Annotated in this window: 14 protein-coding genes and 1 pseudogene; 4 read left to right on the forward strand and 11 right to left on the reverse strand. The window is 46.7% G+C overall.

Annotation, left to right across the window (positions count from 1 at the left end; genetic code table 11):
- Positions 1–64: 64 nt before the first annotated feature.
- Together H6F98_RS27980 and H6F98_RS27985 are read right to left on the reverse strand one after the other, a co-directional pair.
- Positions 65–808, reverse strand: a complete 744-nt coding sequence (locus H6F98_RS27980) for an LmeA family phospholipid-binding protein (protein WP_192221998.1) — start codon at positions 806–808, stop codon at positions 65–67.
- A 228-nt stretch (positions 809–1,036) separates the two neighbouring features.
- Positions 1,037–3,058, reverse strand: coding sequence for a serine/threonine-protein kinase (locus H6F98_RS27985; protein WP_192221999.1), 2,022 nt, complete (start codon positions 3,056–3,058; stop codon positions 1,037–1,039).
- Between the two features lie 252 nt (positions 3,059–3,310).
- Between H6F98_RS27985 and H6F98_RS27990 the strand changes: the two genes are divergently transcribed.
- On the forward strand, positions 3,311–4,051 hold the full coding sequence (locus H6F98_RS27990) for a carbonic anhydrase (RefSeq protein WP_192222000.1): 741 nt from the start codon (positions 3,311–3,313) through the stop codon (positions 4,049–4,051).
- 270 nt (positions 4,052–4,321) lie between these two features.
- Here the strand turns inward: H6F98_RS27990 and H6F98_RS27995 are convergent, their stop codons facing one another.
- Together H6F98_RS27995 and H6F98_RS28000 are read right to left on the reverse strand one after the other, a co-directional pair.
- Entirely contained in the window at positions 4,322–5,065 is a 744-nt protein-coding gene (locus H6F98_RS27995; RefSeq protein WP_313929957.1) for a DUF2993 domain-containing protein, read from the reverse strand.
- A gap of 104 nt (positions 5,066–5,169) precedes the next feature.
- Complete coding sequence (locus H6F98_RS28000; RefSeq protein ID WP_192222002.1) at positions 5,170–5,910, reverse strand: DUF2993 domain-containing protein; 741 nt, start codon at positions 5,908–5,910, stop codon at positions 5,170–5,172.
- A 478-nt stretch (positions 5,911–6,388) separates the two neighbouring features.
- On the opposite strand from H6F98_RS28000, the gene H6F98_RS28005 reads away from it, so the two are divergent.
- A complete protein-coding gene (locus H6F98_RS28005; RefSeq protein ID WP_192222003.1) occupies positions 6,389–7,426 on the forward strand; it encodes a hemerythrin domain-containing protein in 1,038 nt (345 codons plus the stop codon).
- Positions 7,427–7,739: 313 nt separating this feature from the next.
- Complete coding sequence (locus tag H6F98_RS28010) at positions 7,740–8,771, forward strand: hemerythrin domain-containing protein (RefSeq protein ID WP_192222004.1); 1,032 nt, start codon at positions 7,740–7,742, stop codon at positions 8,769–8,771.
- Between the two features lie 130 nt (positions 8,772–8,901).
- Here the strand turns inward: H6F98_RS28010 and H6F98_RS33155 are convergent, their stop codons facing one another.
- Positions 8,902–9,066 carry a hypothetical protein gene (locus tag H6F98_RS33155; protein ID WP_206759683.1) on the reverse strand — a complete coding sequence of 55 codons (165 nt, stop codon included), beginning with the start codon at positions 9,064–9,066 and terminating at the stop codon, positions 8,902–8,904.
- On the opposite strand from H6F98_RS33155, the gene H6F98_RS28015 reads away from it, so the two are divergent.
- The gene (locus H6F98_RS28015; protein WP_192222005.1) at positions 9,065–9,937 is read left to right on the forward strand and encodes a pentapeptide repeat-containing protein; all 873 of its coding nucleotides are present in this window, start codon (positions 9,065–9,067) and stop codon (positions 9,935–9,937) included. The two genes, H6F98_RS33155 and H6F98_RS28015, sit on opposite strands and share 2 nt — an antisense overlap.
- A gap of 361 nt (positions 9,938–10,298) precedes the next feature.
- On the opposite strand, the gene H6F98_RS34245 is transcribed toward H6F98_RS28015, so the two are convergent.
- From H6F98_RS34245 to H6F98_RS28040, 6 genes and pseudogenes are all read right to left on the reverse strand, one after another.
- Positions 10,299–10,910, reverse strand: a complete 612-nt coding sequence (locus H6F98_RS34245; RefSeq protein WP_192222006.1) for a peptidoglycan-binding protein — start codon at positions 10,908–10,910, stop codon at positions 10,299–10,301.
- Between the two features lie 219 nt (positions 10,911–11,129).
- Positions 11,130–12,311, reverse strand: a complete 1,182-nt coding sequence (locus H6F98_RS28025) for a benzoate/H(+) symporter BenE family transporter (protein WP_199349026.1) — start codon at positions 12,309–12,311, stop codon at positions 11,130–11,132.
- Between the two features lie 117 nt (positions 12,312–12,428).
- Positions 12,429–12,521, reverse strand: a pseudogene (locus tag H6F98_RS34250) (helix-turn-helix domain-containing protein); the annotation flags it as partial.
- A 738-nt stretch (positions 12,522–13,259) separates the two neighbouring features.
- A complete protein-coding gene (locus H6F98_RS28030; protein WP_192222008.1) occupies positions 13,260–14,369 on the reverse strand; it encodes an iron-containing redox enzyme family protein in 1,110 nt (369 codons plus the stop codon).
- A 531-nt stretch (positions 14,370–14,900) separates the two neighbouring features.
- Positions 14,901–18,191, reverse strand: a complete 3,291-nt coding sequence (locus tag H6F98_RS28035; RefSeq protein ID WP_192222009.1) for an efflux RND transporter permease subunit — start codon at positions 18,189–18,191, stop codon at positions 14,901–14,903.
- On the reverse strand, positions 18,191–19,642 hold the full coding sequence (locus H6F98_RS28040) for an efflux RND transporter periplasmic adaptor subunit (protein WP_313929958.1): 1,452 nt from the start codon (positions 19,640–19,642) through the stop codon (positions 18,191–18,193). The genes H6F98_RS28035 and H6F98_RS28040 overlap by 1 nt, the downstream gene beginning before the upstream one ends.
- Between the last annotated feature and the right edge of the window lie 149 nt (positions 19,643–19,791).

Below are 19,791 nucleotides of genomic sequence, written 5' to 3' on the forward strand. Positions count from 1 at the left end.
TCTCTAGTTTTAAGATTTTTACAGGTCAAAACCGCCTTAGGAGTGGTTTCAGGCAATTGAAAGCTCAGGCAGACGGAAACTTCGTGACGTTCGCTTCGGCGTGCAAGGTGAGTTGACCAGCTTCTACATCAAGCTGATGAATCTGCAATGAGATACCTTCCATCTCAAAGTTGCGTAAATTCAAGATTTCACTAGCTTTGCCCATCAAGGCTTGAGTAAGTTCTGGTGAAAGATCTTTTCCCTCAGGGTATTGGATATCTTCAAGAGAGACACCACGTCCATCCGCATTGACATGAGGCGTTGTTGTAAAGGAAACTGCTTTCGTCTCACCCGTTTGGCGCAGTAGAATCTCTGCATCCAAGGCGATTTTGCCATTCGCTAGCAGGTGACAATCTACCCGTTTCGTGTCTATGGTGACTGGCTTCCCGTCAACGTGGACATTGAGGTTACGCATCTGTTCACTCAGGAACTCGGAGTTAAAGGCGCGGTTGATGTCACTTTCCCTGAAAACGATGTAAGCCTCACCCTTTGCAGGCTGAGTAAGTTGAATGTTGCCCATTAGGGCTTTCCAGGGATTAACAGCGATGGAGCTTATCTGCATTTCCATCTTTTCCATGCGGAGGTCTTCTTGCATCACCAAACCATTGCCGTCAATGGTGAGTGATTCCAGTTCTCCTTGAGCTAGCTTGCTTGGATCAGTTTTGACTTGAACCTCTAACCGTTCTACTTCATCTAGCTGTGTTGATAAAGCCACTTCAGCAATTTTGTTGAGTGCCTGTTCACCAAGTCCTGCTTTCTCTTGCGTCACTGGCTAATCTCCTGCTGCCTTCATAAGGAGTACTCTAGCGGCAGTGATTGGCTAGTTGTATCTGCCTCATGGCATAAGGCATTAAGTTTATAGCAGTTAGCGGTCAGCCATCAGCCATCAGCTTTTTTGTTTTCCTGAAATCTCTTGACAGTGGGGAACGGGGAATGAAGGAATTAGGCTTTCATTAGACCTCTTACAAAAGTCGATTTTTGCCCCCTTAGATACCCTTCAATCACACTGCCAAATATTGATAATGCTGTCACCACAGCCACTCACTAAAGTCTGCCCATCAGGGGTAAAGGCGACGGCATGAATCCAACTGGGATGCCCTCTGAGGGTACAAAATTCTTGCCCCGTATTCAGATCCCACAACCTAATCGTCCTGTCATCGCTGCTACTAGCCAGCATCTTGCCAACTCCTAATCCTTGTTTCCTTTGGAATTGATCGCCTAACATAAACAGAATTGCCTCGGTTGTGCGATCGCCTTTAGAGAAGGCTAGTTCCTGAAGAGGTGTCTTTGTGCGATCGCCTCCGACACCTCGCACAGAGCGAACAGGACTAAAGGCAAGAGCATAAACTGATTGAGTGTGACCTTTAAAAGTGCCAAGTTCTCGCCTAATCCTTAAATCCCATAGCTTAATCGTTGCATCCTCGCCACCACTGGCAAGTCTCTGCCCATCTGGGCTAAAGGCAACAGACTGAATCCAACTGCTATGCCCTTTGAAGGTGTGTAATAGTTTTCCCGTCCTCAGACTCCACAACAGGATCGTACCGTCATCACTGCCACTCGCAACAATTTGCCCATCGGGACTAATAGCAACAGCCTGAACCCAACTGTTACGAGCTTTGATTGTCCGAATTTCTCGCCCTGTGTTCAGATTCCACAGCTTGATTGTTCCGCCACTGCTGAGGCTAGCAAGAACCTCTCGATTCGGACTGATGGCGACAGAATAAACACAGCCAGAATCCCCAGATAACCAATTACCAAGAGTAATCGTACCGAGTTGGCGTCCCGTCTTTAGTTGCCAGATTTTGATAGTCTTGTCATCACTGCCACTGGCAAGAATCTCTCCATCGGCACTAATCGCAACAGAATAAACGGCTTTCGTATGAGCCTTAAGCGTGAAAAGTTCTTCCCCTGTCACGAGATGCCATAGCTTAATCGTCTTGTCATCGCTGCCACTGACAAGTAGTTGACCATCCGGGCTAATTGCAAGGGAGCGAATCGAGCCAGCATGACGCTCAAGACTATAAACGCATCTCCAGTTCGACATCGGCGACGTTGATGTAGGCGTAACCCTAGGGGATGCTGCTTGTGATGACTGGACAGCAGACTTAGCGGTAAATCTTGGTGTTCTCGTTCCTGGGTTCGGTGGAGAATTCAGGGCGTGTAGAACCTCTGAGGCTGATTGATAGCGCTGACTCGTTGCCATCTTGACCATCTTGTCCAGCACTTGACGTAAGCGACGGCTGATGGGATGGGTCAAATAATCCTGCCATACCCAGGTCGCTTCGCTAAACGAATAAAGGTCAAAGGGTTCAGCTTGAGTCAGTAAATGGAGGCAGGTAACCCCTAAACTGTACAAGTCACTAGAGAAAGCCGCTTTGCCGCCAGCCTGTTCTGGCGCTGCATACCCAGCCGATCCGATTACGGTTCCTGTTCTGACGAGAGCCGTTCCTGTGGCATATTTAGCTGCTCCAAAATCAACCAGAGCCAGTTGTCCATCGCTGCGACAAATGATGTTTTCTGGCTTGATATCCCGATGAATGACGTTATGAGCATGGATGAATTCAATAACAGGGAGCAAACTGTTGAGTAAATCTCGAATCTGTTTTTCACTGAAAGCGCCTTCTGCTTGCAAGGCTTGGGCTAAGTTTTGCCCATCAATAGACTCCTGCACTAAATATTGGTGGTTATCTTGCTCAAAATGCGCTAAAAATTGGGGAATTTGCGGGTGTTTCCCTAACATCTCCAAGCGCACTGCTTCCTGCTCAAACAGTTCTGCTGCTTTTTGAGTATTAGCGATACCTTGAGCTTGCGGAAAAAACTGCTTGATGACGCAGTAGGGTTTTGAGGGTTCGTCTTCATCGACAGCTAAGAAGGTTCTGCCAAAACCACCTTGTCCGATGAGTTTGAGGGGGCGATAACGATTTTGCAGAAGCAACCTAGAGCCACAATTCTGGCAAAAGTTTTCCCCAACTGGGTTACGGCTGGCTCTGTGGCAATCGGGATTGAGGCAATAGCTCATGTAGCCTAAGCAACTCGGCGATCTCTTTCTATTGTCTCCTGATAGAAGAGCGATCGCTTTTTAGGAGTGATGATAAAAAAACTCGCTCCCAATTGTCTAAAACCTATCAATTCCCATCTAAAAGACCCAGCCTCATCTAGACAATCCTACTCTCATAACTCTTAATATTTATATAACATCCTCTCATAATGGTATATTCCTCTCATTGATGAAAGTCTGTTCAGTTAAGCACTTGTTATTTGAGGAAGATTGATGAGCCGGATTAATGGGTTTGTCGGGCGTCGTAATTTCATGAAGTTTTTAGGTGTGGGGGGTGTTGGAATAGCAGCTAGTGCTGCTGGTAGTAGTTTCCTGTGGGATGCACAACAAGCTGTTGCTCAACAACCTGCTAGTACTCCTCAACAAGAACCTCCATCTGTTAGCCCGGATGAAGCGATGAAACGGTTGATGGAAGGAAACAATCGCTTCGTTGAGGGAAAGCGCCAAAACCCAAATCAATCCCGCTTGCGATTACAAGAAACTGCTGTTGCTCAATATCCGTTTGCCTGTATCCTCGGTTGTGCGGATTCAAGAGTTCCGGTGGAAATTCTCTTTGATCAAGGACTTGGCGATTTATTTGTTGTTCGTGTAGCTGGTAATGTTGCTAGTCAAACAGCAATTGGCAGCTTGGAATTCTCCACAGCTGTATTGGGTTCTCAGCTAATCGTCGTTCTAGGACACAGTGGCTGCGGTGCTGTGTCGGCTGCGGTTGCAGGTGACCCACTCCCCGGAAGAATAGGCGTTTTCGTTGAAGAAATCAAACCCGCTGTAGAAAGAGTTAGATTTAAAACTGGCGATCTTGAAGAAAATGCAGTCACTGCTAACGTACAGTATCAAGCTGCACAGTTAGCAGAAAGCTCAACAATCTTAGCTAGCCTGATTCGGGAAAGCAAACTAAAAATTGTTGGTGGTCGTTACGATCTGGCTACTGGGCAAGTAACTATTGTTACCTAATTCAAGCAAGGGGAGAGGGATTTATCCCTCTCCCCTACCAGCTAACACCTTTAGGACTTACGCAAATTACTCGTTTAAACAATATTCATAGTAGTAAGGTGGGCAGTGCCCACCCTACAGGTAGAGGTTCTGCATAAATCCTGACCTATTTTCAAGCTAGGCACCATAAGACGAAAGCTCACAAAGGGCTTGGTTGAAAATGTTGATTCCTTCTGCCCTCTGCCTGGTTGGTGAGCTTGTCGAACCACTGCCTTCTGCCTTATTTTCAACCTAGGACTCAGGGAATTTCTCAACACGAGCTTGAGATTGAAGCGTCAACCTGCCTGTTTGTATATCAAACCCTTTCAGGCGAAGTGACATCCCTTCTAGTTCAAAGTTGCGTAAATCGAGTAGTTCGTTGGCTCTGTCCAACAAGGCAGCCGTCAAATCTGGGGATAACTCTTGCCCTTCAGCATACTGAACGTCTTCAAGTGATATTTTTTCTCCTCCAGGACTTAGACGAGGTACGGTAGTGAAGGCAACCTGCTTCGTTTCACCTGTTTCTTTCACAAGGATTTCTGCTTTGAGACCAATCTTTCCTTCACCGGGAAGACTGAACTGTACTTGCTGAGTATTGATGGTCATCGGTTGACCATTGACATTGACATCCAGGTTTTGAAGCTTGTCATGGATGTACTCAGAGTTAAACGCACGCTCCATATCTTGTTCAGTTAGAACAACGTGAGCTTCAGCGTCTGTTGGACGGGTTAGTTCAATTTTCCCAAAAGCGGCACTCAGGGGATTAATCGCAATGCTACCTGTTTTGACTTCCAATTCCTCAGCGCGAAGGTCTTTCTGCATTACTAGACCTTCACCTTTAATCTCGACTGACTCTAATTCTCCTTGAAGCATCTTGCCGGGGTCAGTCCGAATATCAACTTCCAGATTTTCCACTTCGTCAAGTTGCGTTGATAGTCCAACTTCTGCGGCTTTACTAAGAGCCTGTTCCCCAATATTTGGTTCGCCTAATGCCACGACTGCTTTCCTGTTATGTATTCCTGACATAACACAATTTAGGCGATCGCTTTTTCAAGTTAATCTGTCTGATGGTATAAGCAAGCCCACAATGTTACTATGCATTATGAAGGAATCTGACTAATGAGAGCATTAAGCCACAATGTAATCTTGTCTATTTCTACATCCACTTGCTTCAGGTGCAGTGCTATATCCTCATATTGAAAATCACGCAGATTCACGAGTTTACTAATCATCATCAACAAAGCGGCTGTCAGTTCTAGTGGTAAGTCTTTCCCTTCAAAGTAGTAACCCTGCTCAAAGGCGATGTACTGCCCACCCTCAGCAATCCTGAGTACTACCTCAAGCGCAGCCGATTGAACTTTATCTGCCAGATGTACCAAAAACTCTGCCTTCATGACGAATTTGTTATTACCTGGTAACTTGCACTCTGCATGTTGCAAGTCAATCATCATGGCTTGATTCTTGGTTGGAATTTCTATTTTGCGTACCTGATTGCGTACATACTCAGAGTTCAAAGCAAGGTTGACATCTGCTGTCGTGAAAACCAAACGAACTGAAGCATTTGTCGGCTCGGTTAGTTCAATTTTGCCTAATGCCGCGCTAAGGAGATTAACCGCAATCTTGCCAATTTTTAGGTCTAATTCCCCGATACGCAAGTCTTGAGGCGTTACTAAGCCTTCCCCCTGCAACGTCAGTGAATTCAGTTCTCCCTGAATTAGCTGTAGGACTTCACTGTTAATCTTGATGTCTATAGTTTCAGCACTATTTAGCTTGCTAGATACTGCTAGCTCTGCTGCCTTGTTCAGTGCCTGTTCTCCCATTCCTGCATTCTGTTCTTGCATCACAAAGTCATCTCCGGCGGTGCTGCCACTCTCGCTGAGTGCAGCGTTATGTACTACTTGACGACTAGCGCTCTAGGGTTCTATGTCGTCTCTTAAGCCATAGTTTTTGATAGTTAGTTCTTAGGAAGTTGTAGATGACTTAGCTGTCACTTAATCTCAAGAACGCTGCCAATATACTATAATCAATAATCCTTTCTTTAGAGGCAAAGTTAAAAGAGATACTTCTGTAGTTAATATAGTTCAAACAATCAATTTTTATATAGCTAATCAATAAACAAAAAATCTCATCTATCTAGAGAGTTAAACTAAAGCTGGAACAACATTAAAGCTAAAAAAAGTAAACAGTAGTCAAGTCTAGGATTAGGGGAAATTTCAGCAGCTTCGAGATGAATCCATCAACAGAAGGATGGAGTAACTCGATCCCTCTGGCAAAGTGGGAAGAGTTGAAATACAAAATATCCTTAAGAGAGCAGTACACATGGTAGTAACACTTGATGATACAAAACGTCTTGCGATCGCTCAAAAATTATCTGACATGAAAGCGATCCAAAACCTAATCATTTCTAGTGAGCAGAAACTAATTGGAAGCATCACTGACGAAGAGATTAGAAAGCGCCTACAGGACTTCATCCAAGATGACCAGAAGAACATGGGTGTTCTTGATACCGTAATCGTTCAATACGGTGTTCAAGCAGAACCTAAAGAGTCAGCACAGAAGCTGGTTGAGCAAGCTCAGCAAATGATGGAAAGTTCTGAGTTTAGTCTTTATGAAAAGGCAGCTCAGATTGAATTGCTCAAGCACAAGCAAACGATGAGTGGGCTACTCGTCCATAAGTGTGCCCAGGTTGTCGGCGCTGATGTAATGGCAGCTATCTCCCCGTTAAATGCTGTTAACTTTGATAGCCGCGCTCACCAAGAACAATTCAAAGGTATCCTCGAAATTCTCGGTACTCGTGAACTGACTGGACAAGAGCCAGACCAAGGACTGTGGGGACGTGTTCAGGATGCTATGGCAGCTTTGTCGGGTGTAGTTGGTAGTGCTGTCACTCGCAGTGATGATGAGATGAGCATCCGTGACCTCATCCGCATGGATCATGCTAAGACCAATACCTTGTTCACAGAAATTGCTCAATCTAACGACCCTCAAAAAATCCAAGAGTACTTTGGTCAACTCTACAAAGATCTAAGCGCACACGCTGAAGCTGAAGAGCAAGTTGTCTATCCAGCAGTACGTCCTTTCTACGGTCAAGGCGATACTCAGGAGCTATACGATGAGCAAGCTCAAATGAAGCAGATGCTAAAAGAGATTGAGTCATTGAACCCATCTAACATGGATGACTTCAAATCAAGAGTGAAGAAGCTGATGGATGTGGTTGGCGATCACATTCGTCAAGAAGAAAGCACGATGTTTACCGCTATCGGTAATAACTGCAGCCACGAGCAAGAGAAGCAAATGGCGACTCAGTTCAAAGAAGCTAAGAGCAAGATCCAGCAACAAATGGCGGCTTCTAAATAATATTCCATTTTAGAAGCATAAATCTAAATGGCAAAAAACAGATTAAGCCATTAGATTAATCAAGAAAAAGGAGAGGTCAGGTAGCCCTCTCCTTTTTCTTTGACTAGTTAAAGCTTTAAGTTGATACAAGATTGCTTTCCTCTTACTCTACTGAAAAAGTAAGCTCAAGAAGTCAACAGTTGCTAAGTCTAAAATTATTAGAAATTTCAAAATTTTTGAGTAGAATCCATCAAGAGAAAGATGGAGCCACCCAAATTTATATGGCAAAGTTAGAAGAGATAAAACTTAAAGATTCTTAAAGAGAGAAGCACACATGGTAGCAACACTTGATGATACAAAGCGTATTGCGATCGCTCAAAAATTATCCGACATGAAAGCGATGCAAAACCTGATCATTTCCAGTGAGCAGAAACTAATCGAAGGTATTACTGACGAAGAGATTAGGAAGCGCTTACGGGATTTCCTCCAAGATGATCAGAAGAACATGGGTGTTCTCGATACCGTAATCGTTCAATATGGTGTTCACTCTGAACCCAAAGAGTCAACACAGAAGATTGTTGAGCAAGCTCAGCAAATGATGGAAAGTTCTGAGTTTAGTCTTTATGAAAAGGCATCTCAGCTTGAATTGCTCAAGCATAAGCAAACAATGAGTGGAGTCCTCGTTCACAAGTGTGCTCAGGTTGTTGGTGCTGACGTAATGGCAGCTATCTCCCCCTTAAACGCCGTTAACTTCGATAGCCGCGCTCACCAAGAGCAGCTTAAAGGAATTCTAGAGATTCTTGGTACCCGTGAATTGACTGGGCAAGAGCCAGACCAAGGACTGTGGGGACGTGTTCAAGATGCCATGGCAGCTTTGACAGGTGTTGTCGGTAGTGCCGTCACTCGCAGCGATGATGAGATGAGCATTCGTGACCTCATCCGCATGGATCATACTAAGGTTAATACTCTGTTCGTGGAAGTTCAGGGTACAAACGACCCTCAAAAACTGCAAGAATACTTCGGTCAAATCTACAAAGACCTGAGCGCACACGCCGAAGCTGAAGAGCAAATCGTCTACCCGGCTATCCGCAGCTACTATGCAGACACCCAAGAGCTGTATGACGAGCAGGCTGAGATGAAGCAAATGCTCGAAGAGATTAAGTCCATGAACCCTTCTAACATTGATGACTTCAAAGCCAAAGTTCAGCAACTAATGAGTGCTGTGCTAAAGCACGTCCAGGAAGAAGAGAACGATATGTTCCCCAAAATCCGCGACAACTTCAGCGACGAACAGCAGAAGCAAATGGCGACACAGTTCAAAGAAGCCAAGAGCCGCTTGCAGCAAGAAATGGCAGCATCTAAGTAATGCATCGCATCCTCCTCGCTACTAAGCTAAGTTGCCTAAAACACAACAAATAGGCAGATTAGCGAAAACAATCAAAAGAGGTCTACCCGACCTCTTTTTTTTGTGACTATTCAGAGCAAGGCTGTTAAAACTAAGTTGGTTGATAGACGTAAATCAACTTAGAATATCTAAATCGAGATTTCCCCATTGCCTCCACTGCGAAGGTGAGAATAAAGGGTGCATCAGGTTGTAGTGGCATAAAGCGTAGATACCGATTTGACTGTTGTTTGGCAAAAAGCAACAGAGGTGAAACCATGAATCCTGATGAACTCTTGCGGAAATATGCGGCAGGAGAAAGAGATTTTTTTCTTGCTGACTTGAGTGCTGCTCACCTCAAGCACGCCAACCTGAGCGGAGCCGATTTTACTCAAGCCAATCTGAGCGGTGCTAACCTGTTACAGGCAAACTTGAGTCGTGCGACGCTCAGTACAGCGGACTTGCGCCAAGCTGATTTGGAAGCCGCGAATTTACAAGGGGCAGACTTAAGCGGTGCTGATTTGATAGGGACTAACTTGAGTGGCGCTAACCTGAATTTTGCAGGTTTGACTGGCGCAGATTTGAGTGGAGCCATTTTGATGATTGCTGGCTTGATAGGTGCAGATCTCAATGGAGCTAACCTCAGTGAGGCGAACTTAGTTGGAGCGAATCTGCGAGGAGCAAACCTGATTGGAGCCAATCTGAACAAGACAAATCTCAGCGAAACTTACTTGCATGAGGCAGACTTGAGCGAGGCTAACTTCAACAATGTCAACTTGCAAAGAAGTTTATATAACGAAAAAACTCTTTTTCCCTTAGGGTTTGACCCAGTTGAGGCTGGCGCTTACTTGGTAGCTCCTCATGTGTCTCTTGCAGGTTTAAATTTGAGTGGAGTTTACCTTCCTGGAGTTAACTTACAGGGGGCAAACCTGAGTCAAATAGACTTGAGTCAGTCAACTTTAATCTGGGCAGACTTGAGTGGCGCGAATTTGACTGGCGCGAATCTAAGTAATGCTAACTTGAGTGGTGCTAATTTGAGTGGCGCTAACTTGAGTGGAGTCAATCTTGATGGAGCGAATTTGAGCGGTACAACGATGCCGAATGGTGAGTTGCACAATTCCGAGAGAATAGCGCGACAAGCTTGCAATTAGACATCTTCAGAACCTATAGCAAAAGGCAGAAGGTAAAGGGCAGAGGGCATAAAAGTTTACTAGTACGTGGTTGTTTTAGCCATTAAATCTGTCCTAATCTTTATAGCTGTCGCTATAAAGATTAGGACAAGTGTTACAAATGTTGCCTTGAATTCATAACTTTATGATGTGCTGCTTTTTGATTCGTAGCCAAATGAATTCTTCTAGCTAGAACATCAGTCAATTAATAAGTAAGGACAATCCTCAAGAGAATTGTCCCTACGAAAAATCGTTATTTTGATGATTGTTGAAAGCGTTCTAGGCTAACGCCAACGGCACCAACGAAGCTGATCGCGTTTGTGTAAACTTTACTCTAAAAAACTTACGCTCCAACGCGCCCTCTACCAAGAAGAGCCGCCCGTGTTTGGGGCCCGGCGATTCCATCTACACGTAAACCATATCTCTGCTGGAATTGTCGAACTGCGTTTCGGGTGCTAGGACCATAAATTCCATCAGCGCCAGAAGCTCCAATTGGGATGCCGTAATTATCCCGCAAAGCCAATTGAATGTCTCTAGTCCCTGCACTGTAACGAGGACGAGTCCGACCTCCAACTGCGCCCGAAGTGACACGGCGTCCAGGAGCATTACCAACATAAGCGGAAGCGACGTACCGACCCGTTGAAAGCCTGTAGAACCCGTTGCTATAGCCAACAATCGGTGCAAGTGCTGCTCCATTGCGAACGCAGGTATGAACAGGCGCACCGACGTAAGGAGCTGTGCGAGCATTCAGGCATCTACCGTTTGTCCTCACGTAGGCAGCTGCTGCTGGATCTGCTACGTGCAAACTGCTCAACAATACAGTGATGCATACTAAACTTAGCCAAGCGGAACTAGGAATTTTATTCCAGTTCAGTTTTAACTCTGGAAGATTGTATTCAATACCAGCTGCTTCTTCATAAGCAGCATACGAATTAGTGTAAGCAAGCGCTTCCACGAAGTTCTCCTTAAGTTTACGAAAAATCCAAATATTGACGCTGATTTCCTCAAAATTACCCTTAAATTTGAAGAAATCCCGGTTTCATGAGTGCCATTATAGCCTCAAAGTTCAATACGATGGCAATACCAAATAATTAAGAAAAAAAGCGATCGCCTACTGCTGTACCAAAAACTTAAGGGAAGGGGTTATGAGTGATAACAGAGCGGCTACGCTAACTTAACCCAACCTAAAAAATCTGCGGTCATACTGCAATACCGCAAGCGATAACGCACCAGCCACTAGCCCCCAAAACGCTGAGCCGATACCAAATAACGTCACGCCGGACGCGGTCACAAGAAACGTCACCAGTGCGGGTTCGCGCTCTTTCTCGTGAGTCAGCGCCGCTGCAAGCCCATTGCCAATAGTACCTAAAAGAGCAAGCCCTGCGATCGCAAGCACAAGCTCCTGGGGGAACGCCGCGAACACTGCACCCACCGTTGCGCCAAACAGCCCGATCACAATGTAGAAAACCCCAGCGGCAACCGCTGCTACATAACGCTTTGCTGGGTCTTCATGGGCTTCCCGTCCCATGCAAATAGCGGCTGTGATGGCAGCAAGATTCAAAGCGAATGCACCGAATGGAGCCAACACCATTGTTGCAGCTCCTGTCCAGCCAATTAGTGGGGAAATAGGTACTGAGTAACCGGACGCACGCATTACAGCAACCCCAGGTACGTTTTGGGAAGCCATCGTAACTACAAACAGCGGCAATGCCACGCCGACAAGCGCACCAACCGAAAACTCCGGCAGCGTCAAAACAGGCTCTGCCAGTTGCAGGCGTACTGTATCAATACGCAGTAGTCCTTGAATTCCTGCGATAACCATACCTAATATCAATGCAGAAACAACCGCATAGCGCGGCAATACGCGACGTGCGATCAAGTAGGCGCAGAACATAGCGAACGTCATCACAAACTGCGTTTTCATAGCGACAAAAACATCAAGCCCGAACCGCAACAGAACGCCAGCCAGCATCCCTGAAGCAATAGACATCGGAATTCGGTTAATCATGCGCTCGAACCAGCCGGTAAAGCCGCAAAGCGTAATTAACGCGGCTGAGATGAGGAACGCTCCGATGGCTTCTTCCATCGAAACGCCAGCCGCAGAGGTGATTAGCATAGCTGCACCAGGCGTAGACCAAGCGGTTACGACCGGAACCCGGTAACGCAGGGAAAAGATGATGCTCGTCAGCCCCATGCCTAGCCCCAATGCACACATCCATGAGCCGATTTCGGTAGGTGAGGCATTAAGGGCTTGGGCGGCTTGGAAAACAATGACGGCTGAGCTAGTAAACCCAACTAATACAGTGACGAAGCCTGCAATGATCGCAGAGGCAGAGAAGTCCTTGAGTAATACCATGCGCGTGCCGAAGACCGAGAATTTCGGGTAGAGGAGTGGATTGTCGATAGAATCAAGGCTATGGGCGCTGAGGCTTAACTGTATTGGATAAAATTGCTCTTCTGATACTGCCCTTGGAGTAATCCCGAAAGCTCGTTTAAAGCTTCGGTTCAAATGGCTCTGGTCATAGAATCCATTTTCCACAGCAATTTCAGAGAGTGGCTTTGAGGTTCGTAGCGATCTTACTAACGCCTATACTGCCGTAGCAAACAATTCAAATCTATTTCTTACTTACACTTAATTTCAACAAAATTAGCTGCCCCTTATGCTTAACAGCCAGCGTTTGGCTATCTGGAGTCAACCCAAGCGCTGAGATATGTGATCTGCTTGGCAGCAGTGCTTCGCTATCACAAACCTGGTATAAATGTTAAGCAAAAAGTAGATGTTGAGTTAGCGAGGAAAGTCCACCGATAAGATATGCGATCACTAGGTCTAGTGGATTACAAGCTAGAGTAGTACAAATTACCGCTTCAGCACTAAAATCCTATGCCATAAACTTCGTCCCACTCTCCAAATTCTTCGAGTGCTAAATTGAGGAAGCTTGGCACGGCATCCGTTAATTCAAATGTTGCGTCTTTGGCTCTACATATGTCATTGTAGACAGCTTGACGAAAAGCTTTAAGTTTTTTATCGATAAGTTCGATAGCGGTAGCTGAGAGTTGGTGATGCTTCTCTCATCTTCCGTCGAAGGATATCTGTGCAATTGACAGTTACCTTATCCACCACTTTTGATACCAGTAACTTACTGTGTCATTTCTCCACTCTGCTCGCTTCTAGTCTAAACTCCAGTTGCTTAAAGAATAAGGTTGACCAAGCAAAGAAAGGCTCACGTCCCCGATCAAGGAGTAAATCCGAAAAGGGGACGTAATTTTAGTAGCGACTAAAGGTATTTTGGTTAAGTTTGTTACCTCAAAATGTAGTCTGTTCAGCTTGACGTACCGATCGCACTACAGCCGCACTAGCGCGGTCGCCAATTAACTTTTCTTGGTCATATCCAAGCAAGATTTCCCATGCCTGATCGGGATACTGTTCTGCAAGAGGCAAAGCGACATCATCCATCATCCAACGACCATGCCGTTCGTCTTCCTTAATGTGCAATTCCCAGTACCCCATTGCTGCATTTGATAATCCCAAGCGTTGTGCTGCTGCCAAATAGTTCCTGTAAGCCGCAGGACCAGCTACCTCAAAGTACGCTAATCCTCCATTATAGCGCAGGAAGTAGCGCTTGCGCTCGGTCAATAGGAAGTTGTGGTTGATACCTGCTAGCACCTGCCAAGGTACCAAATCAAAGTATGCTTCTGGTTCTGTGTGCATTCCAAACTCGGCAAGCATCTGGGCGAAGAAGGTAGAGTGCTTGCGAGCGAGGCGGCCATTTCCATACTCCTCAAGCAATACTCGTGTTAGGGTTGCTTGCACCTCATTGGCGGCACCACCGAGGATACGAGAGAGTCGGCTGGCTTCGACTAAGCCATCAAAAGACGCGATCGCAAGCAGGTGACGATAGCCTCTTTCACTCATCTCTTCCTGCAAGTACCGACTGTCCTCTGATAGAGGAGGATTGAGATCAGCCGCCGCACGCTCAACTAGTGCTTGCTTCACATTTACTTGCTGGAGTGCTTCCATGTCCAGTTGCGCGAGTTCCCACGGCTGCCAAACTGCTTCAATTCGGTCACGCACGGTTCGCAAGTAATCTGAGCGTTCATTGGTATAGTGCCTTAAGTCGTCATACCAAAAGAGCTTGAGTCGGTTGATACGATATAGAATGCGTTGAAGAAAGCGGTGCGCCGCATCATCACCGGGTTCTTGTTCGTAGGCAGCATCCAGTGCTGTTGCGATCGCCTTTTCAAGGTTAGTTACAAGCGAGGGTTGTGCCTCAATTTTTTGATCTAACTCCTCCATTTCGAGCAGTTCTATAAATTGCTGCTCGGCTTCCTCATAGTTTGTCGTTGTTGGCTGGCTTGTCGGTGAAGTCTTTGCCTCCGAAAAAGCCTTCGGGAGCGTGGGTGAATTGCTCTGCATGTAATGTTTCTTCTCTTTGTCTAATGCATCACAATTCTCGACCTTCTTTACACTTAGTTACATCTACCTTGAAGATAGATTTCCTCTACCAAAAGAAGGACAAGGCTCTCCAACCTTAAATACATAGCAGAAGGGTATTAACTATCAGCTTTTCTGTCGTTGCTGTAAAATTATATTGCTTGTGCTATTTTAGTTTGGCTCAGCTTAAAGATATTGCTTATCAGACTGGTCAAACTATTTATCAAATCAAATACGCACTTTTGTCAGACTATTTAATTCAACAATTGAAACGACCGAATATTTTCAGGCGTTTTGTCAAGTTTTTTGCGAAAAGGCACGGCGTAGCCGTACCCGTGCTTGTGACAGTTGCGTAAGTCCTGAGGCTATTGCCTCAAACGGGTGGCGAAAGTTCAACCTCAAAAAAATTCCCGAAACGGATGCAATCAAGGAGGCGAGAATAGAGTAGCTAGCTGGCTCCCCTAACTCCCCTGCTCCCCAACTTTCTCTAACGAGAATAAATCAGCTTTGCCCTTAGTGGGGTGAGCCACTAGTGACTTTCTCCAACACTTCTTTTTTGACAGTGAGTCGCTGACGTTTGCGTCGCGGCTTTTTGCCTCCAGGAAAATCGTGAAGCAGGGTATAGAAGCAGGGAATGATGAACAGGGTGAGAAGTGTCGCAAGGGACAAACCAGAGAAGACGACGACACCCAACGGTTGCAGAAACTCTGAACCTTCTCCAATTCCCAACGCTAGGGGGAATAAGCCTAAGACAGTGGTGATGGTGGTCATCATAATCGCTCGTAGGCGCAGGGGAGCCGCTTCTAAAATTGCGGTTGTGCGATCGCATCTTTCCCGCTCGTAAATTTGGTTTGCCAACTCAACCATGATGATGGCGTTGTTCACAACAATCCCCACTAGCAGTACTGCGCCAACAAGTACAGTTGCCCCGATCGCAGTTTTGGTAACATAAAGCCCTAAAATTCCTCCAGCAAGGGCGAGTGGCACGGTGAGCATAATCACCAAGGGGTCAATCAGCGAGTTGTACTGCACTGCCATCACCACGAAAACCAAGAACGCCGCTAATCCTCCCAGAACTTTCAGAGACTCTTGCAACTGCCGATTTGTCTCACTGGCGGAACTAGGGAGTACACTAACGCCTTCAGGGAAGTCCAACTCTGCCAACACAGCAGTAGTTTGAGCGATCGCATCACTCAACGTCGCTCCCTCAGCTAGATTTCCCGCAATCTGGAAAACCTGTCGCTGGTTAATCCGCTGTACTTCTCCCGGTGCTTGCCCTTCTTCAATCGTTGCAACGTCTCCCAGACGGATTTGGCGATTATTGTCTACAAATAAGGGTAACTGCTTTAACTGCGCCGCACGCTGCACAGCTTCCTGATTGAGCTGCACTCGCACATCCACCAAACGATCTCCCCGTTGCAGTTCAGTTGCCACTGAACCCTCAATTGCCGTCTGAATCGTGTCTCCAATCTCCTGAGTTGTTAAACCAAACTCAGCCACACGTTCCCAGTCGGGACGAATCTGCACTTCCGGTTGCCGTTCATCAGCATCAGGACGGAAACGCGCCAAGGTAACCCGCTCATCCAATGCTTGAAGTGCTTGACGCCCTGCTTCTTGTAGAGTTTCGGCATCGGACCCCTGGAGAGAAACGTCAACCTCTGCACCTCGTACTGGGGAGTTGGAGAGGATAATACCGCGCACCTCACCCGGACTTACCCGGATGCGAGTATTGACTAAATTTAGCTTTTCCACCTCCTGAGTTACCTGCTTTACAAACTCCTCAACATCAGTATTCGGTTTGAGGGTAATCGTGCTGGAACCGCGCAGGGCATTTTCTGTTGTATTACTACCGAAGAGAAAGCCACCTGATGTTGTAAAAACACTCTCAGTTTCTGGCTGTTGGAGGAGAATGTCATCAACAATACTCATCACTTTTCGGTTCGTTTCCAGGGTGGTGCCAGGAGGAAACTGCGCTCTCAGGTTCGCTTGTCCGGTATCAATTCGGGGCAGGATTTCTTGCGGAATTTGTCCAGCTAAAAAGAGACTACCGCCACCAAGGACAATGAACGCGATCGCAATAACAATAATCCGATAACGCAGCACCAAGCCTAAGAAACGCCCATAACTGCGAGTTGCCGCCTCAAATCGAAGGTTAAACTGCTGCAACGGCCAAAACTCACTAGCGCGACTTGACCAACGTATTGCCAACAAGCGTGAAGTAAGCATTGGAACGATAGTCAACGCTACCAGTAGAGAAGCCGCGACAGAAAAACTGATAGTAAGAATTAACTCATTGAACAGCAGTGAGACAAAGCCACCAATTAGCAAAAATGGCAACACTGCGACCAAGTTAGTAGTGGTAGAAGCAACTAGCGCTGATTCTACTTCTTGGCTACTGCTTACGGCTTGATTAATTAATTGCCCTTGACTCAGGCGAACGCGGTTAGTTTTTCCGGGTGTCATACCAGCACCATCAGAAATGGTTTCTAGCATAACGATCGCATTGTCCACGACAATCCCCACACCCAATGCCAAGCCTCCTAGACTAAAGACATTGAGCGATAACCCAAATAGCTGCATTAAGATAATTGCCGCTAACGTTGCTAGGGGAATCGCTAGGACAATAATCAACGTTTGACGCAAAGAACCCAAAAACAGGAGAACCGCTACGGCAGCAAGTCCTGCACCAATTAGTCCAGAACTGGTCACATTGGAAATCGAGTTGCGGATGAATATCGACTCATCCAGCGTTGCTACCAATTCCATATCCTCTGGAATCACACCCGACTGTCGCAGTTCTTCGATGCGTTTTTTCACGCCGTCTACCACTTCAATCGTGTTAGCATCTGGCTGCTTCTGAACACTGACTTTAATCGCGGGTTCTCCATTCAGGAAAACAAATACTCGCTGATCTTCAGTGCCATCGATGATTTGGGCAAAGTCTCGCAGGTAGACACGGCGAGTTGATTGAGGAGTCGGCAGTAGGGGTGATATCCCCGTGTCCGCCCCGGAGTTAGGTGTAGTGGCAGATAAACCGCTTACCTCAAATGAGAGATTTTCGAGTTCTTGGGCATTCCGAAAGCGCCCGACTGTCCGTGTCAGGGGTTCCGCATTCTCCCCTCGCAGACGCCCACCAGAGACATCCTGATTGCGATCGCTAAGGGCATCTAACACATCCGTCAAACCGATACCCAGCGCTTGTAAGCGATTAGGGTCAATTTGAACCAGCACTTCTTCAGAGGCACCACCAGCGACATCTACCGCCGCCACTCCTGCCACAACGCCAAGTTCACGGCTGAGTTCTTCATCCGCAAATACCCGCAAATCGACATCCTCTAAAGAAGGCGATCGCAAGGCTAATTCATACACAGGCAACTGAGAAGGGTCAACCTTGAACAAGCGCGGCTGTTCGACAATATCAGGTAAGTTGCCTTGAGCACGGTTAAAAGCAGCTGTCGCATCGTTCAGTGCCTGGTCAATATTGCCTCCCGGCTCGAAGAACAAGTCTAAACTCACCTGTCCTTCACGGGTTTGGGAATAAACTTGCACAACTCCTTCGGTTGCGCTTAAGGCTTCCTCCAGGGGTTTTGTGATTTCCTCAACCCCCACTTCTGGTGAAACTCCAGGCGCACTCAGTCGCACCCCAATTCGGGGATAGGTAATCGAAGGTAGCAAATCGACCTGAATTTGAGAGATGAAGAATATACCTAGCACGATTACCGCTACGGTAAGTACGAGGGTGCCTATGTGTTGGCGGATCGAGATGGTACTGAGACTAAATCCAGAGTTGTGAGCATTCTGCATTACCGTTGCTCCTGTTGTTGGGGGGTTCTCGACAAAATACTCAGACGCACCGTTTCACCAGCTTTTAAAGGCTTACCACTGCTGGCAACAAAGCGCTCTCCTGGCTGCAAACCAGAGAGAATTTCTACTTGACCATTGACGCGATCGCCAACTTGCACACGCCGCGCCTGTACTTTCGCTTCACTACCTGTACCTGTAACAGTAAACACTGTCCCTTCAGTCGGTTGAGAATTACTTCCTCTGTTTCCTGCTTCCCCTGTTCCCTCTGCTTTCGTTGCTCCTCCTCTTCCCCGTCCCGCTTCTTGCAGCGCGGTTTCAGGCACGACAACTCTTTCTTGCTTGCTGGAGGCAAAGTTAACTCGTGCTAAAAGTCCACTGCCAATCCGCCCATTACTGTTGGGAATTGTAATTTCCACTGGCACCTGACGTGCTGCCTGATCAGCCGCAGGAGAAATACGTGTGACGCTTCCAGCAAATGAATTATCAGGAAAGGCATCTAAGCTCACCCTAACTGACTGTCCAACCCGAATGTTGGCAAGTTCCAACTCTGAAACGGGAACAACTACCTTCACACGGCTAAAGTCACCCAATTTAAGGACTTCTCCTCCAGGCTGAATCAGGTTTCCGGGTTCGCTAATCTGCTCTAAAACAACACCATTGATCGGAGAGGCAATTAGAGCATAGGAACGACGTTCCCGTTCTTGGGCAACAGCGGCTTGTTGTGCTGCTACTCTCCCTTTTGCGGCTTCTACTGCCTGTTGTTCTGTACGGATTTGTTCGAGGGCAGATTGCAACGTTTGTTGAGCGGTTTGGGCAGCCGTTTGTGCCAATTCTGCTTCTTGCTGGGAAATTGCGCCTTGGTTCCCAAGAGTCTGCCGACGTGCTGCGTCTACTTGAGCTTGCTTGAGTTCAACACGGGCTTGTTCTGCTAAGGCACGAGCATTGCTTACCTGAGTTTGGGCACGTGCGACTTCTGATTGCAGTGCCCCCAGTTCCGCTTGGGCTTGACTCACAGATGTCATCAACAAAGAGTCGTCTAACTGAGCAACAATTTGACCTTGCTTCACCAAGTCACCTGCACCAACTTGCATGTTTAGCAATCGCCCTTCTACTTGGGCACGGAGGGAGACTTCCCGCACGGGTCGTGTGGTACCAGTGTATTGGGTTTCTTCTTGAAGGGTTCCAGTTTTTGCGATCGCCACATCGACTGGCGTGACTTGCCCTCCCTGTTGTGAGCCAGGATTACCAGTTTGAGCTTCCGCTTGAGTTCTAGGAAGGAAACCACACCCAGATAGGCTAACGAGCAAGCCTGCCAATACTATTTGGGTTAATGGGTTTGAGCAGACAAACGAACCGGATGAGGACTTAGGGAAACTGTGTTCAACAGCAGGGTGCTGTTCTACTTGGGATTTGGTGGTGGTTGGATGAGCAGAGGTGGAATTTAAAGACACGATTTAGGTTCCAATTAGGGCATTATTGGTGTGACATCCCTATCGGGATCTAAACGGACAACTGGCTTTTTTAAATTTAGGTTTGAATCTTAATAATAAATTAAGAAGTATTAAGTAACAAAAATTTACCTCTTAAGTTTGAGTGAGAA

It is taken from the genome of Microcoleus sp. FACHB-SPT15 (genome assembly GCF_014849525.1).
Taxonomy (GTDB): domain Bacteria; phylum Cyanobacteriota; class Cyanobacteriia; order Cyanobacteriales; family Coleofasciculaceae; genus Symplocastrum; species Symplocastrum torsivum.

Excerpts from the sequence above, each read along its gene's own strand:
- H6F98_RS27985 (WP_192221999.1), bottom strand. The coding sequence starts at position 3,058 with ATGAGCTATTGCCTCAATCCCGATTGCCACAGAGCCAGCCGTAACCCA.
- H6F98_RS27990 (WP_192222000.1), top strand. The coding sequence starts at position 3,311 with ATGAGCCGGATTAATGGGTTTGTCGGGCGTCGTAATTTCATGAAGTTT.
- H6F98_RS28000 (WP_192222002.1), bottom strand. The coding sequence starts at position 5,910 with ATGCAAGAACAGAATGCAGGAATGGGAGAACAGGCACTGAACAAGGCA.
- H6F98_RS28005 (WP_192222003.1), top strand. The coding sequence starts at position 6,389 with ATGGTAGTAACACTTGATGATACAAAACGTCTTGCGATCGCTCAAAAA.
- H6F98_RS28010 (WP_192222004.1), top strand. The coding sequence starts at position 7,740 with ATGGTAGCAACACTTGATGATACAAAGCGTATTGCGATCGCTCAAAAA.
- H6F98_RS28015 (WP_192222005.1), top strand. The coding sequence starts at position 9,065 with ATGAATCCTGATGAACTCTTGCGGAAATATGCGGCAGGAGAAAGAGAT.
- H6F98_RS33155 (WP_206759683.1), bottom strand. The coding sequence starts at position 9,066 with ATGGTTTCACCTCTGTTGCTTTTTGCCAAACAACAGTCAAATCGGTAT.
- H6F98_RS28025 (WP_199349026.1), bottom strand. The coding sequence starts at position 12,311 with ATGGTATTACTCAAGGACTTCTCTGCCTCTGCGATCATTGCAGGCTTC.
- H6F98_RS28030 (WP_192222008.1), bottom strand. The coding sequence starts at position 14,369 with ATGCAGAGCAATTCACCCACGCTCCCGAAGGCTTTTTCGGAGGCAAAG.
- H6F98_RS28035 (WP_192222009.1), bottom strand. The coding sequence starts at position 18,191 with ATGCAGAATGCTCACAACTCTGGATTTAGTCTCAGTACCATCTCGATC.